The organism is Paenibacillus sp. GCM10027630 (genome assembly GCF_042676305.1).
In the GTDB taxonomy this organism is placed as follows: Bacteria; Bacillota; Bacilli; order Paenibacillales; family NBRC-103111; genus Paenibacillus_S.
Map to the genome: position 1 here is coordinate 159600 of NZ_JBHTGY010000011.1, position 10810 is coordinate 170409.

The 10810-nt window shown below is 45.2% G+C and carries 9 protein-coding genes and 1 riboswitch; of the genes, 3 read left to right on the forward strand and 6 right to left on the reverse strand.

What is annotated here, in order from left to right:
* Positions 1–3: 3 nt before the first annotated feature.
* Positions 4–660 (reverse strand): succinate dehydrogenase cytochrome b558 subunit, encoded by a 657-nt coding sequence (locus tag ACFQ0C_RS06895; RefSeq protein WP_258211472.1) that lies wholly within the window; start codon positions 658–660, stop codon positions 4–6.
* A gap of 322 nt (positions 661–982) precedes the next feature.
* On the opposite strand from ACFQ0C_RS06895, the gene ACFQ0C_RS06900 reads away from it, so the two are divergent.
* On the forward strand, positions 983–1870 hold the full coding sequence (locus tag ACFQ0C_RS06900; RefSeq protein ID WP_379365263.1) for a LysR family transcriptional regulator: 888 nt from the start codon (positions 983–985) through the stop codon (positions 1868–1870).
* A gap of 24 nt (positions 1871–1894) precedes the next feature.
* Here the strand turns inward: ACFQ0C_RS06900 and ACFQ0C_RS06905 are convergent, their stop codons facing one another.
* Genes ACFQ0C_RS06905 through ACFQ0C_RS06915 form a run of 3 tightly spaced genes read right to left on the reverse strand, consistent with a single transcriptional unit; the run spans position 1895 to position 5224 of the window.
* Entirely contained in the window at positions 1895–3139 is a 1245-nt protein-coding gene (locus tag ACFQ0C_RS06905) for a cation:proton antiporter (protein WP_379365245.1), read from the reverse strand.
* A gap of 57 nt (positions 3140–3196) precedes the next feature.
* Complete coding sequence (locus tag ACFQ0C_RS06910; RefSeq protein WP_379365247.1) at positions 3197–3859, reverse strand: potassium channel family protein; 663 nt, start codon at positions 3857–3859, stop codon at positions 3197–3199.
* A 12-nt stretch (positions 3860–3871) separates the two neighbouring features.
* Complete coding sequence (locus tag ACFQ0C_RS06915; protein ID WP_379365249.1) at positions 3872–5224, reverse strand: TrkH family potassium uptake protein; 1353 nt, start codon at positions 5222–5224, stop codon at positions 3872–3874.
* Between the two features lie 97 nt (positions 5225–5321).
* Positions 5322–5468, reverse strand: a riboswitch (cyclic di-AMP (ydaO/yuaA leader).
* A 248-nt stretch (positions 5469–5716) separates the two neighbouring features.
* Between ACFQ0C_RS06915 and ACFQ0C_RS06920 the strand changes: the two genes are divergently transcribed.
* Positions 5717–7372 (forward strand): CPBP family intramembrane glutamic endopeptidase, encoded by a 1656-nt coding sequence (locus tag ACFQ0C_RS06920; RefSeq protein ID WP_379365251.1) that lies wholly within the window; start codon positions 5717–5719, stop codon positions 7370–7372.
* Between the two features lie 22 nt (positions 7373–7394).
* Here the strand turns inward: ACFQ0C_RS06920 and uvrC are convergent, their stop codons facing one another.
* Together uvrC and trxA are read right to left on the reverse strand one after the other, a co-directional pair.
* The gene (gene uvrC, locus ACFQ0C_RS06925) at positions 7395–9335 is read right to left on the reverse strand and encodes an excinuclease ABC subunit UvrC (protein WP_379365253.1); all 1941 of its coding nucleotides are present in this window, start codon (positions 9333–9335) and stop codon (positions 7395–7397) included.
* Positions 9336–9498: 163 nt separating this feature from the next.
* Positions 9499–9816, reverse strand: a complete 318-nt coding sequence (gene trxA, locus ACFQ0C_RS06930; protein ID WP_258211477.1) for a thioredoxin — start codon at positions 9814–9816, stop codon at positions 9499–9501.
* A 301-nt stretch (positions 9817–10117) separates the two neighbouring features.
* Here trxA and ACFQ0C_RS06935 point away from each other — a divergent pair, with 301 nt between their 5' ends.
* Positions 10118–10264, forward strand: coding sequence for a YqzM family protein (locus ACFQ0C_RS06935; protein ID WP_171650987.1), 147 nt, complete (start codon positions 10118–10120; stop codon positions 10262–10264).
* Positions 10265–10810 lie beyond the last annotated feature (546 nt).

Sequence of the window (10810 nt, forward strand, 5' to 3'; positions counted from 1 at the left end):
TCCTTATCCTTGAGCCATCTTAGGCACGGTTTGGAACTGCGGATCTACGAAAGCAGACAAAGACATAATAAACATAACTGACATCAATATAAACACACCAATCCATACAAATGTGGACACGCGCTGCGCTCTCGGGCCGACAGTGATCCCCCAGCTAACCAGGAAAGACCACATTCCATTGCTAAAATGGAACACAGCCGACACGATGCCTATACAGTATAGAACAAAATTAACCGGATTCGATGCAATTGCATGCATTTGTGTACCAATTGCGTCCTGAGCTACGTTGCCCAATGTAATCTGAAAACGTGTTTCAAAGAAATGCCAGGCCACGAACAAGAACGTGATAACACCTGTCACACGCTGCAGAAAAAACATTTGGTTACGGAAATACCCATAATTCGACACATTGTTACGCGCTGTGTAAGCAACGTATAGGCCATAAACAGCATGATAAAGAAGCGGCAGCCAGATTCCGAAGATCTCAAGCGCCAGCATCAGAGGCAGATCGTGAAGCCAGTGCACATTTTCCAAAAATGCAACATGTCCGCCTTTGTAAGCCTTGTAGTTAGTAAGCAGGTGCTCGATCAAAAAGAAGCCGACCGGGATCACACCAAGCAATGAATGCAGCTTACGAGAAAAATACGAGTTACGAAACATTGGATTCCTTTCCCTCCTTAAATAATAAATACTTCGTTTAATAAAGCCGGGTCACACGTTAATAAACCATGTTTCATTGTACTCCCACAGGAAACAAGCGTCAATAAAATCGCTATGCCTATTTTCCATGGATCGACATTTTTTTATGCAGAGTCATGTGAAAAATGTGAACGATGCGTGACATATACATACTACTCTTTTATCGCTTATAATGGAAGTGCTGATTGTTTATAATCCGTTATTCATTTTGGACATAAGCAATGATAAATATCACAGTATCATCATCACCTTTTTGAAAGAAGGTTAACCATTGACAGAAAATATGGATATCTTCGCCATCGTAGTTGAAATGGAAAGCTTGAATAAAGCCTCGCAATCGTTGAACATATCTCAACCGGCGCTTTCCCGCAAAATCATGCGCTTGGAGGAGGAGCTCGGAGTAGAGCTGTTCCGTCGTAAAGGCAAGCGGCTGGAACTTACACGGGCAGGAAGAGTCTGCTATGAGCATGCACTGGAGCAGCGGCATCTGGAGCGTAAGCTCCAGCGTTCATTAGAAGAGTTCAAATCAGCGGTCAAACCGTCCAGCATTATCATCGGGGCGAGCCTAACGACTCTGCAATCTACGCTTCCCGATCTTATCACCATCTATACGAAGGATTACCCGAATACCGACATCAAAGCTATTACAGGAAAAACACACGAAATTGTTCCCATGGTAAAGGACCGGAAAGTCGATATTGGCTTGGTTGCCTCCAAGATAGAGCATCCCGGCCTACAGTGCATTCCACTGTTTGACGACCATCTCTGTCTCGTTCTGCCCATCGGCCATCCGTTCGTAAGCAAAGCATCCATAGAAATCAGCGATCTCCATGAGCTGCCGATGATCCTCTTCTCCAGAGGCACCTGGTACCGCGTTCTTATGGATGAGCTGTTTCACCGCTACGCGGTGCACCCCGATGTCAAGATGGAGATTGATTCGTTCGAAGCTATCATTCGCCTTGTATCGACCTGCAAAACGGCTACGCTTTTGCCGGAGTCGTATTTGCGACGCCATTTAATAGAAGAAAACGAGCTGATCATCCGATTTATACCAGCGCTTGAGCAAACAACAAGAACGACCTCTCTGTTATTTACAGAAGAGGCCGCCCATCATCCGTCAGCGCAGCAATTTATTGAAAAGGCCAAGGATTATTTCAATAAACACGGTTAAGTCTTCTTAATCAAAACACTACTATTAATGGTTCATACTTTCGCCTGTTTCCTCGATACCCAGCTTTCTCGCCACATACGCTGTAGTCCCCGCCTGAAGGAGAATCGTCAGCAGCACAGCCAGAAAGGTCACGGAAGCGATCACATCGGCATATTTAATGCCGAGTCCAGCGATCATACCCGACAGCGCAGCCGGAATGACTCCCGTCTCACGGACCCAGAACATGAACACAATCTCATTCCGGGTCCATCCGGCCTTGCGGTCAGGAAGCGTACAGGCCAATACGGTTAACGGGCGTGCCACCAGCATAAATACGGCGATTACTGCAAGGCTTGGCCACAAATTAGCCACAATGAGCTGGAAGTTCACTTGACTGCCCAGCAATATAAATATAAGCATCCGCATAATCACCGTTATATTCTCTGTAAAATGGCCCATTTCATGACGCTTATCATTTAAATCCAGCTTGAATAAGTCCACATTGCCCCAGATTAAGCCTGCGGTAAATGTAGCCATGAAACCACTGACATGAAGCAAGTCGCCCAGCCAATAAGCTCCAATCGCTGTTACCACCAAAGCTATAGTTGCATAATCACGCAGCAAGCCGAGCTTGAGATGCCCCGTAATATAGGCAAATACGAAGCCAACTGCTGCACCCACCACGATCCCGCCTACGGCTGTTTTCAAGAAGTCAAACACGCCCGATGCTAGCGATACCGCCTGGCCGCCCATAATTACCGCAATAACCGTGAAAGTCAGGATGGAGGCAGTTGCATCATTGAACGCAGATTCGCTTTCAACGGTTTCCCTCACCTTGGTACGGATTTTCACCTGCTTGAATACTGGAATTAATGTTGCAGGATCTGTTGAAGCAATTATAGCCCCCAGCAAAACGGCATACATCATAGGTAATCCGAGGAACCAATGAGCCGCAAAAGCTACCACAGCACAAGTAATAAGCACACCAGGAACTGAGAGCAGCGAGACGGTTAACCACACCTTCTTTAACCCCGACAATCGAATGTTCCGTCCCCCGTCAAACAGGATCAATGCTGATCCTAACGTCAATATGAATTGATTGGTAAACGAGCTGCTAGTTTCAGTTACCAAGTGAAGCCCTTGACCTACAATCATGCCGGCTACTAGAAAAAGAGCAACATCCGGAAGCTTAAGCCAACCTGACAGTCTGCCAAACAACATGCCCATCCCAAGAATAAAAATTAATAAGAACAATACATGGTGAATCATCTCATTAACGTCAGTCTGCATCGGTCCACTCCATCCGCTTCCTTACAAAAGTTACAAGTTTCCTTTTATAATAGCTAATTAGCGTCTAACTTCGTTCTCAAACAATTCGATCTGTTGATTGGTTCCGATGATAACCATAATATCCTGATCGTCCAAGGTGTCTGAGGCCGTTGGGGCTATAATAACGCTATTCTTCTTATTAATAGCTACAACACTGCAGCCGTATTTGGCTCTCGTATCCAGTTCTCTTAGCGAATGTCCGCATAATCGTTTGGGCACTGTCAGCTCAGCGATTGTATAATCCTTCGAAAGCTCAATATAATCGAGCAAGTTCGGAGATACCAGCTGATGAGCAACGCGTATACCCATATCCCTCTCCGGATAGATTACTCTGTCCACGCCTATCTTTTGCAATACTTTGCCGTGAAGCTCAGACAGCGCCTTGGCAACTACCTGCTTCACACCGATATCCTTAAGAAGGATAGCCGTTAGTATACTCGATTGGATATCATCACCGATTGCAACGATGGCACAGTCGATATTGCGAATCCCCAGAGACCTAAGTACCTCTTCGTCCGTCGAATCAGCCACCACAACATGTGTCAGCTTCTCGCTCATTTCGTCGACCGCTTCCTCATCTTTATCGATGCCTAATACCTCATAGCCTAATTCAATTAATTCCTTAGCGAGGCTCGAACCGAATCTCCCTAAACCAATTACAGCGTACTGACTGCGTTTCATAAGTATGTTCCCCTATCCGATTGTAATTTTCCCTTCCGGGTATCTGTATAATTCTTTTTCCGTTTTCGGTCCGAGCGCATATGCCAACGTCAATGGTCCTAAACGGCCTACAAACATCATTAGTGCTATCATAACTTTACCGATATCCGACAAATCTGGAGTTAATCCCATAGTTAAGCCCACTGTGCCGAATGCCGAAGTTACCTCAAACAAGATCATTAAGAATGGGTGATCCTCCGTGGTTGACAGTACCATCGAGACGAATATAACTAGAAATAAGGCAATCATGGTCAACGTAATGGCCTTAAGGATACGATCCTTGCCCAAGCGGTAATGAAACAGCACGATATCTTCTTTACCGCGAATCATCGCGATTGTGGCGCCAACCAGCGTAGTAAACGTTGTTGTCTTAATACCGCCGCCCGTAGAACCAGGTGAAGCTCCTATAAACATCAGGATAATCGTGAAAAATTGGCTGGCCTGCCGCATGCCTCCGATATCGATTGTATTCGCTCCGGCCGTCCGTGGAGAAACCGATTGAAAGAATGCCGCTAATACTTTACCTGACCAATCGAGAGTTCCAAATGTCTTCTGATTCGTAAATTCAAAAATAAAAATAACAATGGCGCCAAAAAAGATCAGGAATCCGGTTGTGCTGAGCACTACCTTGGAATGGAGCGATAATCTTTTGTTCACCCTGAAGTCAAGCAAATCCGATATTACTATAAATCCAATCCCGCCTAATATGATGAGCCCCATCGAAACGATATTAATTATCGGATCGGAAGCGTAAGAGGTCAGACTGCTGAACGGTCCTGTCACACTTCCGAATAAATCGAAGCCGGCGTTGTTAAAAAAGGAAATTGCATGCCATATCCCATAATAGATCCCTTTGGCAGGACCCAGATCTAATGACCAACGAATAGAGAAAATGACAGCAGCGATCAATTCTATCGTTAAGGAATATCGAATTACCTTACGAATGAGGCGTACGATTCCTTCCATGCTCCCTTGATTCATCGCTTCCTGAAGAATTAAACGTTCTTTAAGCGAAATCCGTTTCTTCAGCATGAAGGCAAACAGGGTCGCCATCGTCATAAAGCCAAGTCCGCCCACCTGAATCAGCGTGATGATAACGATTTGCCCAAACATGGTGTACGATGATCCTGTATCCACAACCACGAGCCCGGTTACACAGGTCGCAGAAGTAGCGGTAAACAATGCGTTAAGAAAAGTATGCGGTGTCCCTGTTGCAGACGCTATAGGCAGGGTTAGCAGTATCGTACCAACTAGAATAATCGCAGCAAAACCCAATACCAAAATTTGCGGCGGCGTTAGTTCGATTTTTTTAAAAGTAAGCTTCATTTTTCACCCCGACCTCTAATTATCCCCACAACAATAACCCCCAAAATTATGTTTAAGCACAACAAAAAAGACACTGGAAGCCCACTGCCGTATTTATGGGTCCTGTTATTAAGCCTACGAGGTTAGCTGACGGATTCGGGCTTACAGGTACCCTATCATCCCAACATAATGCGCGTTGGAATTAAATTCACCCCTATTACAATGGTTCCCCCGTTTTCGAAAAGAAATTCGGCTTTTTATTCAATTGATATGAATTATAAGGCTCTTTATCAGGAAGTACAAAGTCGCTTTTGATCGAAAACGGGTGATATTCTTATTTTTACTAGTACTGACATGAGTAGGAGTGCGTGTTCGCTTTGCTTTTCACCGATTTTCCTCCTTTTGCTCTTGAATTCATTGGATTTTGCTTAGTCATTTGTGCTAAGTTAAAAGAATACACTGTTAAAATACTCAAGCTTACTAATCCATTATTTCAAAAGGAGACAATCATTAGTGAAACGACAATCGGAATCTCCTCTGCTGCTGTTAGCTGTTATAGGCATCATTCTTTATTTGACTGTTGTAGGCTCGTCCTATTTGCAAGATCCAGGCAAGTCAGTTGAGCCAGAACCGCGTTATCCGAGCATAACTAAGCAGGAAGCAGCCGATGCCGCAGCCCAATTTGTCAAAGAAAGGTTTGGACTCTCTGCAGGTAGTTACACTACGAATACCTTGTTTCAATCCAATTCCAAACGAAGCGGCTATTTGCAAAAGGAGAAGCTAAGCGAAGAATATACAAAACGCTTCAGCAGCTTGCCGATCGATTACTATGAGGTCGAAATCAACGATAATACCAACAAGATGACTTATTATATCGATGTGAATTATTCCAATCAGAGGTTACTTGGCTGGGAAGCCTACAGCGCGCCTTCAGCCAGACAGCAAACGATCGCATCACCCAAACCTGGAAATCAAGAGCTTGCAGAGCTTGCCATTAAAGATCAGGGATATTCGCTGGCAGATTTCGTAAAAGCAACACATGATCAAGGCAAAAAAGCTGCTGAAAGACGCGAGCGACCTTCAAGCGCCGCTGGTACGGAATTTGTGTTTGAGAGCAAAGACAAGCAAATTGGGACGGCCAAGCTTCTCTTGACTCTATCTGTTGCTAACGGTAAGGTCGTGTCCTTCCATCCCGTATTCGACATTCCTCAATCTTTCCTGGAGTGGCAAAAGCATCAGGACGACCGTGCAACTCTTATGACCCGCATCAGCTTGGCTGTTTCCTTAATCATGGCATTTGCCTCCCTGTACACCATTATCCGTTATCGAAAAGAAATTACGTTTCGACGGGGCTTATTGCTCAGCTTTCTTTTCCTTGCCGTCTACGTTGCCAATAATTTTAACATGCTGCCTGCATTCCGCACCTCTCATTCGGATGCGCCTTCGCAGCTGCAAGGCATCATCTACTTATGGATAAGCAATGTAATTATTTTTTTGATGGCTATCAGCGTTTATTTCGCATTGCTTGCAGGTAAAAACATGTGGCTGCGCCGAGGCTGGAATCCAATCGTCGAATGGAGTGACCCGACGTTCGGCAATCGCGTTGTGACGGCAATGGGCCGAGGGTACTTACTCTGTTTATTCGTCCTCGGAGTCCAACAAGGGCTTTTCTTCATAGCCGGAGAGTATTTCGATGTCTGGTCGGTCAATGACCCTTCGGACTCTGTGCTTAACATGTCAATTCCCGCTATATTTCCGTTGTTAGCCTGGTCCGCATCGATATCGGAGGAAGCCATTTACCGGCTGTTCGGCATCGCCTTCTTTTTGAAGCTGGTACGCAATCGGTTTTTGGCCGTGCTGCTTCCAAGTATGATTTGGGCGCTCAGTCATACCCAGTATCCTATATATCCGGTGTATACACGTTTAATTGAAGTTACCATTATTGGACTTATCTTCGGTTTCGCCTTCCTGAAATACGGGTTTATGACAGTCTTGTTTGCCCATGCCACAATGGATAGCATTCTGATGGGACTATCTCTCATTGATATGGGGGATTGGGCCCAAAGCATTATAGGCACCTTCTATCTGATATTTCCGGCAATAATAGGTTGGTTCCTTGCATGGGTGCATGGCAAAAGAAAAAGACGGGAGCAGATTGTCCCGTCATAAATAAGGATTACATATAAAGCTATCACTCTTCGAATACATCGGTAAGCTGAGCTTCCTGCTCTGGTTCATGAACAGGAGCCTCCGCACTGCCCAGCGACTGCATAATTTGGGCAGCCAGCTTCTCCCCGATTCCAAGGGGCCGGAAATCTTCAATTCCGGCTTCTTTTATTTTCTTCAGCGAGCCAAAATGCTTAAGCAGCGCTTTGCGGCGCTTCTCTCCGATTCCCGGGATCGCATCAAGCTGCGAAACAATCATGGACTTCGCACGGGTTTCACGGTGAAAGGTGATGGCGAAGCGGTGAACCTCCTCCTGAATACGCTGAAGCAGGTAAAATTCTTGACTATCACGCGGCAAAGGTACTACCTCAGCAGGATCGCCAATGATCAGCTGAGCTGTTTTATGCTTCTCATCCTTCACAAGCCCGCATACCGGGATAAACAGGCCAAGCTCGTTCTCCAGAATGTCAATTGCAGCGGATATTTGCCCCTTGCCGCCATCGATGACAACGAGGTCAGGCAGCGGCAGGTTTTCCTTCAGAACGCGCTCATAACGGCGTCTAACGACCTCACGCATCGTCCCATAATCATCCGGTCCCTGCACGGTACGGATTTTATATTTCCGGTATTCCTTGCGGTCAGGCTTGCCGTCTATGAAGACAACCATCGCGGATACAGGATCGGAGCCTTGAATATTAGAGTTATCAAACGCTTCAATGCGCCTGATAATCCCTCCTGTTCCAAGCCAATCCCCCAAATTTTCCACAGCTTTGACCGTACGCCGCTCATCTCGTTCAATTAGCTTGAATTTCTCTTCAAGACTGACCCGCGCATTGTCCCCAGCCATTTCGACTATACTTTTCTTAGTACCCCGCCGCGGAATATGCACCTTCACCTTCAGCCAGCTTTCCAGAGCTTCCTTCACATCGGTCTTGATAACCTCTGCTTCGGCCTCCAGCTTATCAGCCGGCTTGGCAGGTTCAGCGTCCTCACCAGCAGCCTCTACCGGAAGGAATATCTCCTTGGGCAATGCCGGATTGTCGCTGTAATACTGCGTAACGAACGTTATAAAATCCTCGTATTGTTCACCGTAATAAGGGAACATAGAAGCATGACGTTCAATAAGTTTGCCTGAGCGCATGTACAAAATCTGCACACACATCCAGCCTTTATCCACAGCAAAACCAAATACATCCCGATCCACAGCATCGGTTGTTGTAATACTCTGCTTCTGCATCACCGCGTCGATATGCAAAATATGGTCACGCAGCTCCTTGGCTCGCTCAAATTTAAGCTCCTCTGAAGCTTCATGCATTTTACGCGTCAAATCCTGCTTGATTTCATCATGCCCGCCGTTTAAGAAGCGCGATATTTCCTGTACCATCTGCTCATAAGTTTCCGGCGCCACCTCGTACTCACAGGGAGCCACACACTGTCCCATATGGTAGTACAAGCATACCCGGTCCGGCAGCGTCTTGCATTTGCGCATAGGATACAAACGGTCGAGCAGCTTCTTCGTCTGCTGTGCCGCAAAAGCATTGGGGTATGGACCGAAATATTTGGCTTTATCCTTAAACACCCGACGAGTTACTTCCAGCCGCGGATGTGTTTCGTTCGTGATTTTAATATAAGGAAATGATTTGTCATCTTTCAACAGCACATTATAACGAGGATGATATTTTTTTATTAAATTGCACTCGAGAATAAGGGCTTCAACATTGCTTCCCGTTACAATATATTCAAAATCGGCAATTTCACTGACCAGTGCCTGCGTTTTGGCATTATGGCTCCCCGTAAAATAAGAGCGAACCCGATTGCGCAGCACCTTCGCTTTGCCGACGTATATGATAGTGTTTTCCTTATTTTTCATCAAATAACAGCCTGGCTGCTCTGGCAGTAATGCGAGCTTATGACGAATCGCTTCGTCTCTTTCCTTACGTTCCAGTTCATTATCATACAGTGACATTCGCGTCATCTCCTTTCCATCAACAAACCGTACAAACAGTCCCCGGAAATTGAAGAACAAGCTCTAAAGCTTAATCCCTTCCATTTCGACAGACACCAAATACAACAAAAAAAGCTCTTTCTCAGCATAGCAGAAAAAGAGCTTTTTCTCATCTAAAATCGAATTATTGATGACGGCTTACTACGTTTTTCAAAGCATCCTTGGATTGGAAACCAACTACTTTATCAACCGGCTGGCCGTCTTTGAACACGATAAGTGTAGGAATACTCATAACTCCAAAACGGGACGCCGCTTCCGGATTATCATCCACGTTTACTTTTGCAATTTTCAAGGTGTCACCGATCTCATTATCCAGCTCTTCCAAAATCGGAGCGATCATTTTACAAGGCCCACACCATGGTGCCCAAAAATCAACAAGAACCGTACCCGATCCTTCAACTTCATTCTGGAAAGATTGGTCCGTTACATTTACGATAGCCATTTAACGTTCTCCTTTCAACCTATAAAAGTGTTGTCAACATGTAAAGTATACCACAATGCACCCTATTTTCAACCGCACCCTGGTGTATCAAAGTGTTTCCAGAACCGTTTTTACCGCTTACAATTCACATCAAACAAAACCGTCGCACAATTGTCACTTTCGCAGCCTTTAAATTGTTCGCAAAGTTGGGTATACTAATCGTAACTAGTGCCGTAATACCGAATTACGGAAATATAATGAACAAAAGCGAATGCTTACAAATAACGTTTTCTAACACGAAAACTCCGAGGAGGACCCATTCATGAACGACCCGAAACATCCTGAACTGCACGTCAACGAAGAACCAAGCAATGATTTTATCGATACAGCCCTCGGCTTCGGCGTGTTTTTTGGAGTTTTGCTCCTTATTGCAGTTGCTGCCACTGTTATTTCATTAATGATCAAATAAGCTGTGCCTGTGCCAAAAGCCTGCTTCGCGAATACGCGGAGCGGGCTTTTTTATACTATAAGATAGGTCATGTGTTTTACAGCACTCCCCCTGATCACAAATCTTTTTCTCACGTATGCTCACGCATTCGCAGGATCTCTAGCTCCTGTGAATTTGAAGTGAAAAATACCCTTTTTTATGTTGCTTTACGGTGGAGCGAGCGAGAGCAGATGTTCAAGGTTTTCATTGTAAAGGAGACCAGGATACACTTACGCTGCCGAGAGAAAAGAAGATAGATGGAATTCCTCCCGTTAATTCAGCCTCGATATCGTTTGAAAGCAATCTAACTGGAAAAACTCCTGCTAATATAGGGAATAGGGCTGATATCAGCCAAAATCCTGAGAATTAGCAGGAGAAATTCCAGTTATTGGGCCTGAAATGGGATTTTAGGAGAAAATAACGTGACATTTTCAGGCTGTCGAATTAAGCGCTTTCAATATCTCTCAAATTTTAATCCATACACCCTATTTCTCAATAGTGTTCTCGCAAAGCTCAATCTAGGTGTTA

What these genes read in the sequence shown, in the direction of transcription:
- ACFQ0C_RS06895 (WP_258211472.1), bottom strand. Translation starts at nt 660, where the DNA reads ATGTTTCGTAACTCGTATTTTTCTCGTAAGCTGCATTCATTGCTTGGT.
- ACFQ0C_RS06900 (WP_379365263.1), top strand. Translation starts at nt 983, where the DNA reads ATGGATATCTTCGCCATCGTAGTTGAAATGGAAAGCTTGAATAAAGCC.
- ACFQ0C_RS06905 (WP_379365245.1), bottom strand. Translation starts at nt 3,139, where the DNA reads ATGCAGACTGACGTTAATGAGATGATTCACCATGTATTGTTCTTATTA.
- ACFQ0C_RS06910 (WP_379365247.1), bottom strand. Translation starts at nt 3,859, where the DNA reads ATGAAACGCAGTCAGTACGCTGTAATTGGTTTAGGGAGATTCGGTTCG.
- ACFQ0C_RS06915 (WP_379365249.1), bottom strand. Translation starts at nt 5,224, where the DNA reads ATGAAGCTTACTTTTAAAAAAATCGAACTAACGCCGCCGCAAATTTTG.
- uvrC (WP_379365253.1), bottom strand. Translation starts at nt 9,335, where the DNA reads ATGTCACTGTATGATAATGAACTGGAACGTAAGGAAAGAGACGAAGCG.
- trxA (WP_258211477.1), bottom strand. Translation starts at nt 9,816, where the DNA reads ATGGCTATCGTAAATGTAACGGACCAATCTTTCCAGAATGAAGTTGAA.
- ACFQ0C_RS06935 (WP_171650987.1), top strand. Translation starts at nt 10,118, where the DNA reads ATGAACGACCCGAAACATCCTGAACTGCACGTCAACGAAGAACCAAGC.